This window comes from Aquabacterium sp. (assembly GCF_029946005.1).
Taxonomy (GTDB): Bacteria; Pseudomonadota; Gammaproteobacteria; order Burkholderiales; family Burkholderiaceae_C; genus Aquabacterium.
Genome location: NZ_JAQSDR010000011.1, coordinates 33326 through 48982, shown reverse-complemented (window position 1 = coordinate 48982; position 15657 = coordinate 33326). Strand labels below are relative to the sequence as shown.

The window sequence follows — 15657 nt, the reverse complement described above, 5'->3', positions numbered from 1 at the left end:
GCCGCTACGCGGTGGACCGCCACCATAGGAGCCCCGCCCGCCTCCGACTCATCCCCGCCCCGCGATGCCCAGACAAAGCAACCCGCCCACCGCAAGCCACCACCAGCCGCAGGCCCTACCGAACCGCAAAGTGCCGCACCAATCCCGTCAACAGTACCTCGATGAGGGTGCTCAAGTGCCGCTCATTGGGCACCTCGGGGAACCAAGGATCATCCGGCCCCATCACCAGCTGACGCGCCGTGAACCCGTGGATCCCCTCCCAGTAGATCTGCGTCATCAGGTCAACGTCGGTGTCCACGCTGGACACCTCGCCCGTGGCCGCCCATTGCGCGAACAAGGTGCGCGAAAAGGCATACGGGTCTTCGGCCGGATCGCCATGCTGAACTTGGGCCACTTCATTGGCCGCGTGCGGGCGCTTTTGCATGAACACAAAGGCGTACTCGTCCGGGTGCTTGAGGCCGAAGTCCACATAGGCACGGCCCATGGCGCGGAGGCGGTCCAGCGGCTTGCTGTGCGCTTCGCTGGCGCGGCGCATGGCGTTGGTCAGCTCCAGCAGGTCTTCGCCCATGGCCTGCGAGATCAGCATGGCCTTGTCCTCGAACAGCGAATAAACCACCGTCGTGGAATAACCCGCCAGCTCGGCCACCTTGCGCAACGAGATCTCGCCCAGGCCGCCTTTCTTGATCAGCTTGCGGACCACCTTGATGATGCTTTTGCGGCGCTGTTCGGCCTCACGTTGCTTGCGCAGCTCCTTCACGCTCTGGGTCACGAATGCGGTCTCCGTTTTTGTTGATGGGGCTTGTTCAGCTTTTTAGCACCAGATCATCACCATCACGCGCAGCGGCACCCACCTTCACCAGCTGTTGCGCAAACCGCTCGCTCAGCATGGCCGGATCGTGCGGGTAGTGGTCGTGCACCACCGTGTTGAAGATCTGGCTTTGCTGGATCAGCTGGGCAATGTCGGCCAGGCTCAGGCGCTGATGGGCCATCAGCTTGAACGCCAGCAAGGCCTTGATGGCGTTGTCAGCGTTTCGCTTGGGGTCGTCCATCAGCCACTGGATGCGCGAATGGGCCGTTTGCAGAGCGGCATCGACCTCAGTGAAAGGCGCGCCATGGCCAGGGATGACCAGCCTGGGCGACAGCTGCGCGATCAGGTCCAGCGTGGCTTGCTGGCGGGCAAAGCCGGGCTCGCCCACCAGCTCCGAGAAGATGATGCCAAAGCCTTTTTCCCACAGGGCATCGGCCGAGATCAGGATGCCCCAGGCCTCGCACCACAGCATCACCATGTCGTGATCGTGCCCGGCGGCGGGCAGCACCTGCCACTCATGCGCGCCCAGCCGGAGGGTGCCGGGCACGGTGAGCACCGCGTCATGGAGGAAGCGTTCGCAGTGCTGGCCGGTGGGGGTGTAGCTCAGGCGAACTTCATCCCACATGATCACGGCATCTTGCAGGCCGGGCGGGATGATGATCTGGCAAGCGGGGAAATGCGCTTTCAACACGGCATTGCCACCTGCATGGTCGGAATGCAGGTGGGTGTTGATGATGCGCTGCAAGGGCTGGCCCCGCAGGGCGGCCTGGATCAGCGCCAGGGTCTGGGCGCTCTCGCTGCCATAGCCGGTGTCCACCACCGTGGGCAGCTCGGGATCGTGAAAAACGATGTGGTTGGACGACAGCCAACCGCGTTCCAACACCTGGATGCCATCCGGCAGTTGCATGTCCATTCACCCCAGCCCTGCCATGTGCAGTGGGGGCGATCTTACGGCAGGGCGGCGCCTGCCGTGGGCAAGCCGATTCAGGCAGCGCGGCGGGCGCGGGCGCGGGCGCTGGTCATGCGGGGCACCGACTTGGGCGCTTGCAGTTGCTCCCAGTACGCCACGGCCTTGCCCACCCACTCACGGTAGGCGGGTTCTTCAGGGGCGTAGTAGGGGATGCCGCGCGCGGCAAAGGCTTCAAGCTCTTCGGCCACCGCGTGCGGGGCCTCGACCACCTCCAGCTCCAGGGCGTGCAGGGCATGCACGCGCTGGATGGGTTCGGGCGCCATCAATTGGGCGCGCAGGGTTTGAGCGGTCGTCTTTTGGCCCATGAGCCTTCTCCGTGAGTGGTTTCACTTCGGATAACGGCTCAGACCCCCTTCAGGTTGAGCCCGGCTTACTTGAAAACCACCTGCACCGTGGAATCCGGCACGGCTTGGGCGGCAAAGTCCTTGTAAGCCTGGGCGTGGGCTGGGGTGCAGACGTTGCCCACCGTGCGGTCGTCAAACACGCGTTTGACGGTCAACACCTGCTCCTTGAACTGGTAGGTGGCGCTGTACGACAGCTTGTCGCTGTCCAGCTTGACGTCCTTGGGCAACTGGTCGATGCGCATATTGGCCGGCAACTGATAGCGGTATTCCTCGATCGAATGGCCGCTGGAGCAGGCGGTTTCCACCGCTTCGTCCACCACCTGGCTGGCGGCCGCCACGTAGTCGGCCACCGGGCTTTCGCTGTAGAACATGGGCGTGATGGTGAAGCTGCCGGGCCCGGGCAGTTTCACCCATTGGTCAACCTTGAACTGCGTGCGGTAACCATAGGTGTCGCGCAAGGCACGGGCGTTGTCCTTGACCATGCTGCCACTGCCCTTTTGGCCACCAGACTCGAAGAAGGTCTTGACCATGTCGGCCGACTGCACCTGCGTCAGCTGGCGCAAACGCATGCGGGCGTTCACCGCGAACAAGCCGCGCAGGGCCACGTCCACCGTGCCCGAGGCCGAGCCATCGGCCTGCACGATCACCTCGGTCTTCATGACCTGCTGGTTGAAGCCCACCGGCGACACGGGCGTCTTCAGGCCATCCTTGTGGCCATCGGCCAGCAGCACGGGCTTGCCTTCATCGGCAAAGGGCAACATGCCGAAGGGCACGCTGTCTGCGGTGGTATCCAGGTACAGGTCCAGGCTGGGGATGTGGTTGATGACCTGGTTGACCAGAGACGCCACCGGCACCTTGGGCAAGCTGTAAGCCGTGCCCGCGTTGATCAGGGCCTGGGTGCTGGCAATGCCTTTGGCCTTCAACAGGGCTTGCAACAAGGTCGCGTGGTCCTTGCAGTCACCGGTGCGCTTGTCCAGGATCGCGTCCACGTCGTGGGGCACCACCGAGCCCAGACGCAGGCACGGCCCGGTGTTGCCGATGTTCAGGGTCACCCAGTCGTACAGGGCCTTGGCCACCTCGCGGGGCGCTTGCTTGACGTCCTGCGTGATCTGCTCGGCCAGTTGCCGAACCTTGGGCGTCACAATAGCCTTGGCTTGGGCGGGCACGCCATAGGCCTTGGCCAGGTCGCCCTGGTTGCGGAAGGTGGAGAACAGCACCCCGGCCTCTTCTTCCAGCTCGTGGCCCGACAGCTTGGGCGGCGCGCTCTTGAGGGGTTGCGGGTTGTCCCAGGCCCATTCAACCACCTTGCGGCCCGCCTTCTCGGCACGCTTGACCTCACGGAAGCCACGCGCCTGGTCTTGTGACCACATGCTGGCAGGCACGTCGATCTTGATCCTCACATCATCGTAAGCATCGGTCTTGGGAAAGCTCTCGTTGATCGAGAACTGGCCGGCGAACAAGGGCTTGCTGGTGGTCACGCGGTAGGCCAGCACCACGGTGTCGCCCACCGCCACGTCAGGAAACACAATGCTCAGGTCCTGCAGGCCTGACGTGGTGTCGGGTGCGTCCTTGAAGCCGGCTTTGGGCACCTTCAGGCGTCGGCCATCGGCCTTGCGTGTGTAGGCCTCGGTCACGGTGACCTTTTGCAGCTGGCGGTCGTAGGACACGGAGGTGCGGCTGGCCCCGGCCACCATCTCAGGCTTCAACACGGCCATGGACCACGCGCGGTCTTCGCGGTGGGAGCCATCCGGGTTGACGGTGTAGTTGGCGGCATAGTGCGTCACGCGCGAGGCCAGGGATGGCGTTTGTGCCGTGTCGGCCGCCCAAGTGGCGCCAGACCAGGTCAGTGCGACCACCAGGGCCATGGCTTGCAAATGATTGGATTTCAAAGTGTTTTCCGTTGGAGCCCATGCAAGCCCGCAATCTAACCGAATGCCTTGGGGCTTGAATGCGGTGTTTACCTTTCGTCACGTCAACGCGGGGGGTCTGGAGCGCGTTGAATCAACATCCTCAATCATCCCAAAGACCCCCACATGACCAAGACCCTCGCCCTCGCTGCCGTGCTGACCGCCTTCGCCGCCAGCTCATTCGCCCAACCTGCCGCCCCGGCTTCGGCCCCCGCAGTGGCCGCCAGCGGCGCGGTTGCCAAGAAGCACGATGGCAAAGCCCACAAACACGAAGTGCCCGCGCGTGCCGCCTCGGCCGCGGCGTCAAAATAAAACAGGGGCAACCCCAAGCCGCTGCGGCAAAGCGCCAATGCAAGCCTGTTTTTGCAAAAATCTGTGAAGATACTGGCACCGGGCGAGACCCGGTCCTCGACACGGCGCTTGGCCGCGTTTGAGACAACATGACCGACTGTAGGAGACCGACATGAAAAAACTGTTCGCTTTGGCGCTGGCCGCTTGTGCCATCACCCCCGTGATGGCGCAAACCAACGTGGGGGTGTCCATCGGCATCAACCAACCCGGGGTGTACGGCCGGATCGACATTGGCAATGGCGGTTATGGTCAGCCTCAACTGGTCTACCCCCAGCCGGTGATCATCGCGCCGCCCGCCGTGGTCTATGAGCGCCGCCCCATCTACCTGTACGTGCCACCAGCGCACCAGCAAAACTGGCGTCGCTATTGCGGCCGCTACCAGGCTTGCGGCCAGCCGGTTTACTTCGTGCAAGAACAATGGGTGCGCAACCGCTGGCAGCATGAGCACCCCGGCAACGGCCGTCCTGGCTGGAACAACCGTGACGACCGCCATGATCATGACCATGACCGAGGGGGCAAGAAGGACAAGGGTCACGGCAATGGCCATGGCAACGGTCACGGCAAACATGGCCGTGACTGAGGTCAGAGCATCTCTTCAGGCGCAAAGGGCGAGAGCAGCTTGATGCCAAACTTGAGCCAGGCTTTGGCCTCTGGTTCGCTCTGATCCAGCAAAGCGGGATCGGGTGGCGTGGTGTTCCATTGCACCCGCTGCCCATCGCCCAAGGAGAGGTGGTAGCTGCCCCGGCTCACCTCGTCAAACAGCAGGGCCAGTTGTTGCGCGATCTCCGGGCTGTGCATCAGCACGCCCATCTCTGAATTGAGTTTGGCCGAGCGTGGGTCCAAGTTCATGGACCCGACCAAGGCACGCTGCCGATCCATGACCACCACCTTGGCATGCAATGACGCGTGCGAGGATCCAAACGAACCCAGCTTGGCCTGCCGGGCATTCAGCAGGGGCCGCAACTCGTGCAGCTCCACGCCCATGGCCAGCAACTGCGTCCGATAGCGGGCATAGCCAATGTGCACGGCAGGCGCGTCGGTCGTGGCCAGTGAATTGGTCAGCACGCGCACCTTCACCCCCCGATCCCGCAAGCCCTTGAACAGCTCCAGCCCCCGCACACCTGGTACGAAGTAAGGCGAGATCACGATCAGCTCCTCACGGGCCGAGCGGATGAGGCGGTCCACATCGTCGGCAATGGCTTCGGCGTTGGTGGGTTGGCCCTCGCTCTGGATCTTGGAGGGCTTGTCGGCCAACACCGTGGCCCGCGCCCACACCAGTTTCAAGCGGCCCTGCTTCAGGTCGCGGGCAAAGTCCGTGTCGGGGATCACCACCGGGGCCACAGTCGGCTTGCTGGCGGCATCGGCCTGGGAGGCGGGCCCGGTCAAGGTGGATGGGTCCACCAAGGCGGTGACCGGGTAGGCCATGGGGTCGTTCCAGAATCGGTCGAACGTGGCCGACAAGGCGCGCACCGCGGGGCCCGCCACGATCATGTCGATGTCCAGGAAGTTGCTGTCCTTGCTTTGCACGAAGTAGGCATCGCCCAGGTTGCGCCCCCCCGTGATGGCCAGGGTGTTGTCGGCCACAAACATCTTGTTGTGCATGCGGTGGTTGATGCGGCTCATGTCGGTGATGGACGCCAGCAAGCGGCTGATGGTGCCGATCCGTCCCGCCGGGAAGGGGTTGAACAGGCGCACCTCGATGTTGGGATGGGCCGTCAGGCGCAGCAGGCCTTGGTCCTGCCCGGCCGTGTTCAGGTCGTCGAGCAACAAGCGCACGTGCACGCCCCGATCGGCGGCCGCGCGCACCCGCTGCATCAGGCTGCGCGAAGACCCATCGCTGTGGATCAGGTAGTACTGCAGGTCGAGTGTATGGCGGGCGTTGTCGGCCAGGGCGGCCAGCGAGCCCAAGGCGTCATCGCCCGACGCCAGCAGGCGCAGGCCCGACACGTCGGGACCAGGGGCGCTCGCACTTGTCAGGCGGCCCAGTTCGGTCGCTTTGTAGTCGGCCAAGGCGTGGGCGTCGGGGCGGGGCACTGGCTCGGGCAAACTGGCACAGGCCGTGGTCAAGGTGGCCAAGCTCAGCACCCAAAGCAGGCGGCGTGCCCATCGGGCAATGCTGCAAGGCACCGCGTTGGCGTCAATCAGCATGAATGAGGTCATGGGGGATCAAGGGACATGTTGAACGGCCAGCGTAGCAGAACGGCCCGACACGTGCGCTCAGGTGAGGGTGCTTCACTGGCACAATTTCCGGCATGACGATTCCTTTGCTGCTGCTGGAAGACGACCCGGCCATTGCCCGCACCGTGGCCTATGCGCTAGAACGTGAAGGCTTCACGGTTGACCACGTGGGGCTGGTGCGCGAAGCCATGCACAAGCTGGCCAATCCGCAACACCCTTACGCGGCGGCCATCCTCGATGTGGGCCTGCCCGATGGCAGTGGCCTGGACCTGTGCCGCGACCTGCGGCGTGATGCGGTCCGCAATGGCCGCCTGCCCATCGTCATGCTCACCGCGCGTGGTGAAGAGCTGGACCGCGTGCTGGGCCTGGAATTGGGCGCCGACGACTACCTGACCAAGCCTTTCAGCACGCGCGAGTTGTGCGCCCGCTTGCGTGCCTTGTTGCGCCGCACGGCACACACCCCCACGCCAGAACCCAAGCGCGACGAAGCCACCCTGGTTTGCGACGAAGCTGGCCAGCGCATCCGCCATGGCGACACCTGGTTGCCCCTGACCCGGCGCGAGCATGGCCTGCTGATGGCCTTGCTCAAGGTGCCCGGCCGCATCTGGTCGCGTGAGGCCCTGCTGGACGCCGTGTGGGGCCTGGACGCCGACAGCACCGACCGCACCGTGGACACCCACATCAAGACCTTGCGCGCCAAGTTGCGCGAGGCCTGCGGCGATGTCGAGCTGATCGTCACCCACCGTGGCCTGGGCTACGCCATCGACCCGGCGCGCCTGTGAAACTCGGCCTGCGCCTGCTGCTGGGCTTCTTCCTGATCACGGGCATCGCGGCCTTCTTCGTGATGCGCGTGTTCGTGGCCGAGGTGCGCCCCAGCGTCAGCGAGGTGATGGAAGACATGATGGTGGACACGGCCAACATCCTGGCCGAGCTGGCCGTGGATGACCTGGCCGCCTTGCCCGCTGGCGGCACGCTGGACCAAAGCCGCTTTGCCCTGCGCGTGAAGGACTACGCAGCCCGGCCAGTGGACGCGCGCATCCGGGGTCTGAGCAAGCAAACCATGGACTTTCGCATCTACCTGACCGACGTCAGCGGTCGCGTGGTGTTCGACACCGGCTTTCGCGACAACGTGCCACCCGCCACCGGCCAGGACTACTCGCAATGGCGCGATGTGACGCGCACCCTGCGCGGCGAGTACGGCGCCCGCTCCACGCGCCTGGTCTACAGCGACGATCAAAGCTCGGTGATGTACGTGGCCGCGCCCGTCAAGCAGGGCACGCGCATCGTCGGTGTGTTGACCGTGGCCAAACCCATGAGCACGGTGCAGCAGTTCATCCACCGGGCCGAGCGCGACATCCTGGTCAAAGGCTTCTGGCTGCTGGGCCTGTCGCTGGCCATTGGCGTGGCCGTCACCGGCTGGATCGTGTGGTCGGTGCGCCGCTTGCGCCACTACGCGCAGCATGTGCAGCTGGGTCAGCGGCAGCCGCCGCCTGAACTGCCGGGTGAACTGGGCGACCTGGCCCAGGCCATGGAGGCCATGCGCGATCGGCTCGATGGCCACGAGCATGTCGAGCAACTGGTGCGCGCCATGACGCACGAGTTGAAGAGCCCGCTGGCCGCCATCGGCGGTGCGGCCGAGCTGCTGCAGGAAGAGTTGCCCGCTGCCGACCGACACCTGTTTGCCCAGCAGATCCGCGACCAGGCCGACCGCCTGCACGTGCTCGTCGAGCGGCTGCTGGAGCTGTCCAAGCTCGAACACCGCCACAGCCTGGACCACCAGGTGATGCTGGACCTGGGTATGTGCGTTGAGCAGGCCATCCAAGCCGCCACAGCACGCCTGGAGCAACGCCAACTGGCCCTGGTCTGGCATCCGATGGACGGCCTGGCCCCCGTACGAGGCGAGCCCGATTTGCTCGCCATGGCCATCAGCAACCTGCTGGAAAACGCCGTGGACTTTTCAAGCCCCGGTGGCCGGGTCGAAGTCACGATGACGCGGGGCAAGGGCCACATCGAGCTGTCGGTGCGCGACCATGGCCCCGGTGTGCCCGACTACGCCCTGGCTCGCCTGGGCGAGCGCTTCTACTCCACACCCCGCCCCACCGCACCCGGCGAGACACCTCGCAAGGGATCGGGCCTGGGCCTGGCAGTGTGAAACCCTGTTTCATGCGATGTCATCCTCTTTGCTCAAACGCCACGCCTGCGCTTGGCCTGGGCGGCCCAAGGCGCCTGTCAGCCAAGCCCTCAAACCCATGGCGACACACCAGGTGGCTGCCATCAACACGCAGCAAGCCATCAGTGCGCCTCCAGCGGGCTCACGCTTAAACAGGTCCGCCCCAACAGCGGCACCACCAGGCACACACTGCCCAGCCCATCTGCCTGAACCTGATCCACGCCAGCCCCTTTGACGCGATAGCGCGCGTGCGCCCGGAGGCCCGACACCGTCACGCGTTGGACACCATCGCCCAGCCCGCCGTACAGCACCGCCTGCAGCGAGCCGGTGGACGCATCAGCGTGGGCCGAGGCCACCAACACATCGGGGTAGCGCAGGCCCTCCAGCCTGGGGCTGCGGCCTTCCTCGGCGCCAGCGGTGGCCAGTGGGGCGGTGATCAGTTGCCTGAAGCCATCGCGAGCACCCGCCAGCGCCATCAATTCGACCCCATGCGCCCACACCGACGCCTTGGCCCGGTGAATGACGCCATCCTTGAGCGTGCTCGGGCACTCGTCTTCCAAGGCGGCCAGGCAATGTGCGGCCACGGACTCGTCACCCAGTTCAGCGGCGGCCAAGGCCGTGGCGGTGTAAGCGCTGGCCCTTGAGAAGCCATAGTTCCCCGTATCGATGGGCCAGAACGCTCGGCGCCTGAAGCGGCCACCGCCATCGAACAAACGGCGCCTGAGCAGCAACCATTGGCGACGCGCCAGATCAGGCGCCAGCGCGTTCAAGAAATAGCAGGGCATGGCCAGCGGCATGGCACCGCCGATGGCCGGCAAGGCCAGACCAGTGCGGGCCGAACGGCAGGGCACATAGCGGCCCATGCCGTCCAGGAACTCCGCCTCCAGGTGGTGGCGAAATGCCATGGCATGGGCGCGCCACTCGCTCAGCCCGTGCTGGGCATCGTGGGCCAGCACAGCGCTGGCGCCCATCATGTTGCACAGGGGGTAGACCCAGTTGGGCTCGCAAGCGATCAGGTAGTAGGGCGATGGCTGGTAGGCCCGCGTCAGGCTGGCCGTCAGGGAAGCGAAGTCGTGCGCATAGCTGTGCCCCCGGGGATGGGTGAGGCGCAGCGCACCCTGCTTTGAAAACTCGGTGCAGCCAGTACTGGCCTGATACAAGGCCATCTGCAACGCGACAAAGCCCGTGTACATGATGTTCTCTCGGGCCACCGGGTCCGGGTCGCCACGCAGATTTCCCCAGCGATTTTCCAAGGCCCAATAGGCCCAGACCCGGTGGTGTGCCTGCTTGAGCAGCAGCTGGCGCTGGGCCTGCCTGGCGTAGCCCGTGAAGGCCGGTGTAAAACGCGCCTGCGTCAAGGCCAGGCCGTAGCCCAGAAAGTTGAGCTGGTAGCGCAAGGCGGCAGTCTGGAACTGGTCGCGCTGCTCGAAGCCCTCGAAGGCCTCATCCGCTTGCAGGGCCCGGTCCAGCGCGAAGCGCAGGCGCTGCAGGTGCGCCAACGACATTTCCGGCAGCTCACCCCGCCGTGGTGGGGGTGCCGTGAAGACCTGGCCGAGGCGCCCCCTTTGCTGGTCAAGGTAGCCGTTGTCGAGGCGCCTTTGTCGGCGTGCGAACGCGAACCAGGCCAGCATCGTCAACGCCAGCACCAAGGCCGCCCAGCCCATCGACGCATACACAACTTTGAGCAGCCCGCCCTGGATGGCGCCATGGCGCATGCTGGCGGCGCACACGGCCGAGGTGAGCCAAACCACTGGCGGGGCCAGCAGGTTGCCCGTGCCAAACCAGATCAGCAAGGAGAAAGCAAAGGCCCCGAGGCTGCACAAAGCCGCCAACCCATGCCCGATGCCGCTGCTGGTGCAAATGTCAGCATGCGCAAGGAAGCCTGCACCTGGCAACAACAGGCCCAGGCCGAAGATCTGCAGTGCATCTTGGCGGGCCAGCAGCAGCAAGGCCGAACCCAGCGCCACCAGCGTGAGGTATGCACCCAGCAAGCGCGCGAGTTGGCGCGTGGTGGCCGGGCCCCAGAGCCGCGTGCAAGGCGGCAGCAGCGCCCATTCATCATCAGCTTCAACCGCACCCATGCAAGCTCACCTCTTTGCAAACCAGCCCATCAATCAGTTCAGTCTGATGGGCTGGTGTGAGGTCTTGATGAGGTGTGTGAAGTGGGGGTGAAGTCTCTCGTTGAGCTCAGCTGGCCAGGCCGCGCCCGCCCCTGCGTTGGCCTGTGCCGTACTCATTGGGTTGCCGCACCGCCCGGTGCACGTCTTCGCAGGTCATGCCAATGCCCTGCAGAAACTGGTCACGCAATTGCAGCACGGTGTCCACCGAGTCGTCCGGCGCATCGATCAGGTAGCCCTGGATGCGCTCCATCTCTTCGATCTGACCTTCGCTGAAGGTGGGCTTGGCCCACAGCGGCAGCATGGCGCAAGCGGTGAAGCCCCAGGCCGAGGGACGGTGATGCACCTCCTGGGCCAACATCAGCTGGCTCAATTCTTCCAGGTCACTGGCGTCCAGGTCTTCGACCAGGCCATGTTCAATCACTTGGGCGGCCACCACCCGTGGCTCGGCCACGTCGATCACCACACGGCACATCAGCAGGTCGCCATGGGGGTTCAGGCGGTGTCGCCAGTGGCCCTGGTACAAGCAAGCGGGGGCAATCCGTTGATCGCTGTCTGACGATACATTGTCAAGCCAGTTCATGCGCCATCCTCCGTGAGATCGATCGGTTTCAGGAAGGTGCCCCTGCGGCATTGCAAGGGCCACTGATGACCATCATGCAGAAATCGGGCCCACTTTGGTGGCTCAAATTGGCATTGAAAACCCGATCCGGGGTTTTCCTGCAACGTGGCGGCACAAGTCCACGATCCGGCGATATGCTGTTGGGCCCCCGGGGGTTTCAGCCCTTGACGGATCCCTCGCCTGGCTCACAGCTCGCTGTGCTTCCTGCTGTTGCCGCGTGATTGCTCGACGGGATACCGCTGCGCATTGATCACCATCTTGCGGCGGGCCGCCTCCATCAGGTCAATGTTCAAGGCCGATGACAACTGCACCAGGTAGAGCAGCACATCGGCCATCTCGAAAGCCACGGCCTGGCGCTTGTCGGCGTCGAGTTGGCGGCTTTGTTCTTCGGTCAGCCACTGGAAGTGTTCAAGCAGTTCACTGGCTTCCACTGTCAAGGCCGAGGCCAGATTTTTCGGCGAATGAAACGGCCCCCAATCGCGGGCTTGCGCGAACTGGGTCAAGTCTTGGGCCAGTTGTTGGAGAGGGTCATTCATGGGTTCAGGCGATGTCCGTGAAAACGCCAGCACAGGCAGAATGCCGGTCACCCTCATTTTGCAGCCTATCCGTGATCCCCTTCCAAGCCTTGCTCGATGCCATCGCCACCCTCGAGCTGCCCGCCGAGGCCCAACGCGTCTTCCATGGCCGAGGCGGATTGTTCCCAGGCTGCGAGCAATGGTCGCTGGATTACTTCACGCCCGTCTGGCTGTTGACCAGCTTCCAACCGGTGAACGATGAAGAACTGGCCCCCATCCAGGCGGCCCTGGCGCAACGCTGGGGCCGGATCGCGCCAGGCCAGGCGTTCAATTTCGCGCTCCAGACCCGCGACGATGCTCGCGCAGAAACGCGCCTATTGTCAGGCGAGGTGCCCGATCCCCACGTGGTCAGCGCACAAGGCGCGCTTTATCGGGTGCACTTGCTCAGGGGCCTGAACCACGGTTTCTTCCTGGACATGGCCGAGGGTCGGCGCTGGGTCCACGAACACATCACGGCCCGCCCAGGCTTGAAGAAAGTGCTCAACCTGTTCGCCTACACCTGCGCCTTCTCGGTGGTGGCTTTGCAAGCCGGTGCCCGGCAGGTGATCAATGTGGACATGAGCGGCGGCGCCCTCTCCATCGGCAAGCAGAACCACCAGCTCAACGGCTTGAGCAGCGATGCCAGTTTTTTGCCGCACGACATCTTCAAGTCCTGGGGCACGATCAGCCGCCGGGGCCCTTACGACCTGATCATCCTGGACCCACCCAGTTATCAAAAAGGCAGCTTCGTGGCCGAGAAGGATTACGCCAAGCTCATGCGCCGACTGCCTGATTTGCTGGCACCGGATGGGCACGCCCTGCTGTGCCTGAACTCGCCCAGGCTTGGCGCGGCGTTCTTGCAAGAACAGATGGCAGCGCTGGCACCGGAGCTGGCCTTTGTGGAACGCGTGGCCAACCCGGCGGTGTACGCTGATGTGTCCAGCGATCGCGCCTTGAAGGTGCTGGTTTACAAGGCCCCCTCGCTGTGAAGATCTCCCAACGCGCCCAAGCCATCGCGCCCTTTTTGGCCATGGAGTTCGGCAAGCGCGCCGCCGCGCTCGAAGCTGCGGGCCACCGCGTGATCCGACTCAACCTGGGCGAGCCCGACTTTGGCGCGCCCCCCGCCGTGCGCGCCGAGCTGCAACGCGTCGCCGGCAGCCACACCCCCTTGCCCTACACCGGCGCCCTGGGCCTGCCCGCTTTGCGCGAGGCCATCGCCGGTTTCTACCAACAAGCGCATGGCGTGAACATCAGTCCCGAGCGCGTGGTCGTCACGGCCGGGGCCTCGGCTGCACTGCTGCTGCTCACGGCCGCGCTGGTGGACCCAGGCGACGAGGTGCTGGTGGGCGACCCGTCCTACCCCTGCAATCGGCAATTCTTGAACGGTTTTGGTGCCGATGTGCGCCTGGTGCCCACCGACGCGGCCTCGCGCTTCCAGCTGGACCTGGCCGCCGTGCAGCGCCACTGGAGCGAAAGCACACGCGGCCTGATGATCGCCACGCCGTCCAATCCCACGGGCACCTCGGTGCCGACCGCCGAACTCGTCGCCATCTGCGATTGGGCACGTCAGCACGGTGCCTGGCGCATCGTCGACGAGATCTACCTGAACCTGAGTGATGTGGATGCGGCCTCCGGGCAGGCCGCACAAACCGCGCTGGCCTTTGATGCGGGCGCTTGTGTGATCAACAGCTTTTCCAAGTACTTCGGCATGACGGGCTGGCGCCTGGGCTGGGCCGTGGTGCCCGACGAGTTGGCGCCCGCGATGGAGCGCCTGGCCCAGAACTACTACATCTGCGCGCCCACCCCAGCGCAGATGGCCGCGCTGGCCTGCTTCACGCCGGAGTCCATCGCGGTGTGCGAGGCGCGCAAGCAAGAGTTCGCCGAGCGGCGGGCGCTGGTGCTGCAAGGGCTTGAACAGATCGGCCTGCCCGTGCCCGTGCCGCCGGATGGCGCGTTCTATGTCTACATTGACGTGAGCGGCACCGGGCTGGATGCGATGCAGTTTTGCGAGCGCGCGCTGCAAGAAGCCCATGTGGCCTTGACCCCCGGGCATGACTTTGGCGTGAGTGGTGCGTCGCGCCACGTGCGCTTGTCGTACGCAGCTTCGCAGGCCGATCTGCACGAAGGCTTGCACAGGCTCAAGCGCTTCATGGCCACGGTTTAAGCTGGCAGCAAAGGCACCAGGAAGGCCCGGTCCACCGCCAGGTTCTCAGTCGCCAGCCGCTGAAAGTCCTGGGACACCGGCAGGTCCAGTTGGCCCTGCTGCACCGCGGCCCAGAATCGATGCGCGGCTTGGGCCGCCAAGGCCCAGACGTCGGGCTTGGCGCCAATGGTGCTGAGCTTGGGCACGATGGGCGTCAAGGCCGGGTCCACCCCGCCGCCGATCGACGCGTAACGCATGGGCAGGATGTCGTAGGCCGGTGCGATGCCGCTGTACTCGCCGTCTTCGCCCAGCAGCACCGAGATGTTTTCGAAGTGCCGATCGGTGTTGCCGATGAGCTCGCTGAAAGCCGCCATCACATCCACATGCAACACGTCCGCCGCCGACAGGTACCTGGCTTGCTGGCAGCGCGCGGCAAACTCCGACCAGGTGTCTCGCGCGCCAAAAAACTCGTCATCGATGGCGCCCGCAGACAGCATCCCAACGCGCCCGTGGGCCCCGATCCGGTCAAAGCGTTGAACCTCCAGGAAGACGTAATCGTTGGAGGCCAGCAGCTGGGTCTTGGACGCAGGCACGCCGACAGCGGCCAGTGACTGCAAGGCCAGGTGCTCGAAGGGCAACAGCTCCGCCATGCGGCTGCCGCGCCGGGCGAACTTCACAATGGCATGCCCCATGTCTTCCACCAGGCTGAGGAACTTGGGCTGCTCACCGCCCGCGCTGGAGCCATGGGCCGAATCCTTGAGCTGGTTCGCCATGTCCACATAGTGGGCCAGCTTCTGCGCCTGGGGCGTGGGCGCCAGATGGCGGAAATCCATCTCTCGCTGCAGCGAAGCGGTGCCGTAGACCAGGTTGCCCGCCAGGTTCAGCCCACGGGTGAAAAGGTAGGCAATGCGGTGGTCGTCGCCCCAGTCCTTCAGGCTCTCGGGGAACTGCGTGTCCAGGGCGGACGCGGCACGGGCCACTTGCCGCCCCAGGAAGCCGGAAGGCGATGAGAAGGCCATGTACGGCGGCAAACCTTCGTACAGGATGGTGGTCTTCGCGGGTGTTCGCTCCAGGGTTGCGCCCCCCGTCAGGAACTCGACCTCGGCAAAGGTCTCCATGGCGCCCGTGTTCGAAATCCTGAAAATCGTTTGACGCGGGTTGAGCCCCCCGGGCAGGTCGCGCAAGCGGCCGTATTTGGGGGTTCGGTCACCCGACACCCTGAAGGTGGTGAACAGGGCAGGAAAGGCTTGAATAGTTCGCGACAGGGTCGGCTGGCTGATGCCGAGCGCATTCACCAACTCTTGAGCCGAGCGGGGGCCGGAGCGCATGTGGCGCTCCAACTCCTTGATTCGCTGGGAATGGTCGTGCTCAGATCCTGAAACCATGGCCAATCTGAATATTCCGTGAATAGTTCATTTTATTTTACAGAGTAATTCTAGTTTTGACCATGCGGGGCACCGCTGGTGCCATGGCCCAGCATGGCCTTTTTCCTG

General features: G+C 64.7%; 15 protein-coding genes. 6 read left to right on the top strand and 9 right to left on the bottom strand.

What is annotated here, in order from left to right:
* Positions 1-115: 115 nt before the first annotated feature.
* The 4 genes from PSV38_RS08190 to PSV38_RS08175 form a co-directional block, all read right to left on the bottom strand.
* Positions 116-769, bottom strand: a complete 654-nt coding sequence (locus PSV38_RS08190; protein WP_300546456.1) for a WHG domain-containing protein — start codon at positions 767-769, stop codon at positions 116-118.
* A gap of 34 nt (positions 770-803) precedes the next feature.
* The gene (locus PSV38_RS08185; protein ID WP_300546454.1) at positions 804-1721 is read right to left on the bottom strand and encodes an MBL fold metallo-hydrolase; all 918 of its coding nucleotides are present in this window, start codon (positions 1719-1721) and stop codon (positions 804-806) included.
* A gap of 71 nt (positions 1722-1792) precedes the next feature.
* Positions 1793-2083: a hypothetical protein gene (locus PSV38_RS08180; RefSeq protein WP_300546452.1), complete on the bottom strand. Its 291-nt coding sequence runs from the start codon at positions 2081-2083 to the stop codon at positions 1793-1795.
* 65 nt (positions 2084-2148) lie between these two features.
* On the bottom strand, positions 2149-4011 hold the full coding sequence (locus tag PSV38_RS08175) for a DUF3857 and transglutaminase domain-containing protein (RefSeq protein WP_300546450.1): 1863 nt from the start codon (positions 4009-4011) through the stop codon (positions 2149-2151).
* Between the two features lie 144 nt (positions 4012-4155).
* On the opposite strand from PSV38_RS08175, the gene PSV38_RS08170 reads away from it, so the two are divergent.
* Positions 4156-4341 (top strand): hypothetical protein, encoded by a 186-nt coding sequence (locus tag PSV38_RS08170; RefSeq protein WP_300546449.1) that lies wholly within the window; start codon positions 4156-4158, stop codon positions 4339-4341.
* A 151-nt stretch (positions 4342-4492) separates the two neighbouring features.
* On the top strand, positions 4493-4960 hold the full coding sequence (locus PSV38_RS08165; RefSeq protein WP_300546448.1) for a hypothetical protein: 468 nt from the start codon (positions 4493-4495) through the stop codon (positions 4958-4960).
* A 2-nt stretch (positions 4961-4962) separates the two neighbouring features.
* Here PSV38_RS08165 and PSV38_RS08160 read toward each other — a convergent pair whose 3' ends face one another.
* Positions 4963-6540 carry a phosphatidylserine/phosphatidylglycerophosphate/cardiolipin synthase family protein gene (locus PSV38_RS08160; protein ID WP_300546447.1) on the bottom strand — a complete coding sequence of 526 codons (1578 nt, stop codon included), beginning with the start codon at positions 6538-6540 and terminating at the stop codon, positions 4963-4965.
* 92 nt (positions 6541-6632) lie between these two features.
* Between PSV38_RS08160 and creB the strand changes: the two genes are divergently transcribed.
* Complete coding sequence (gene creB, locus PSV38_RS08155; protein WP_300546446.1) at positions 6633-7340, top strand: two-component system response regulator CreB; 708 nt, start codon at positions 6633-6635, stop codon at positions 7338-7340.
* Positions 7337-8710, top strand: coding sequence for a two-component system sensor histidine kinase CreC (gene creC, locus PSV38_RS08150; RefSeq protein ID WP_300546444.1), 1374 nt, complete (start codon positions 7337-7339; stop codon positions 8708-8710). The genes creB and creC overlap by 4 nt, the downstream gene beginning before the upstream one ends.
* A gap of 140 nt (positions 8711-8850) precedes the next feature.
* Here creC and PSV38_RS08145 read toward each other — a convergent pair whose 3' ends face one another.
* From PSV38_RS08145 to PSV38_RS08135, 3 genes are all read right to left on the bottom strand, one after another.
* A complete protein-coding gene (locus PSV38_RS08145; RefSeq protein WP_300546442.1) occupies positions 8851-10809 on the bottom strand; it encodes a hypothetical protein in 1959 nt (652 codons plus the stop codon).
* Positions 10810-10915: 106 nt separating this feature from the next.
* Positions 10916-11428, bottom strand: coding sequence for a hypothetical protein (locus PSV38_RS08140; protein WP_300546440.1), 513 nt, complete (start codon positions 11426-11428; stop codon positions 10916-10918).
* 224 nt (positions 11429-11652) lie between these two features.
* Positions 11653-12003 carry a nucleotide pyrophosphohydrolase gene (locus PSV38_RS08135; protein ID WP_300546439.1) on the bottom strand — a complete coding sequence of 117 codons (351 nt, stop codon included), beginning with the start codon at positions 12001-12003 and terminating at the stop codon, positions 11653-11655.
* Positions 12004-12074: 71 nt separating this feature from the next.
* On the opposite strand from PSV38_RS08135, the gene PSV38_RS08130 reads away from it, so the two are divergent.
* Both PSV38_RS08130 and PSV38_RS08125 read left to right on the top strand, forming a co-directional pair.
* On the top strand, positions 12075-13010 hold the full coding sequence (locus PSV38_RS08130) for a class I SAM-dependent methyltransferase (protein WP_300546437.1): 936 nt from the start codon (positions 12075-12077) through the stop codon (positions 13008-13010).
* Complete coding sequence (locus PSV38_RS08125) at positions 13007-14185, top strand: aminotransferase class I/II-fold pyridoxal phosphate-dependent enzyme (protein WP_300546435.1); 1179 nt, start codon at positions 13007-13009, stop codon at positions 14183-14185. Before PSV38_RS08130 ends, PSV38_RS08125 begins: the two co-directional genes overlap by 4 nt.
* On the opposite strand, the gene PSV38_RS08120 is transcribed toward PSV38_RS08125, so the two are convergent.
* Positions 14182-15549, bottom strand: coding sequence for a HipA domain-containing protein (locus tag PSV38_RS08120; protein WP_300546434.1), 1368 nt, complete (start codon positions 15547-15549; stop codon positions 14182-14184). The genes PSV38_RS08125 and PSV38_RS08120 overlap by 4 nt on opposite strands.
* Between the last annotated feature and the right edge of the window lie 108 nt (positions 15550-15657).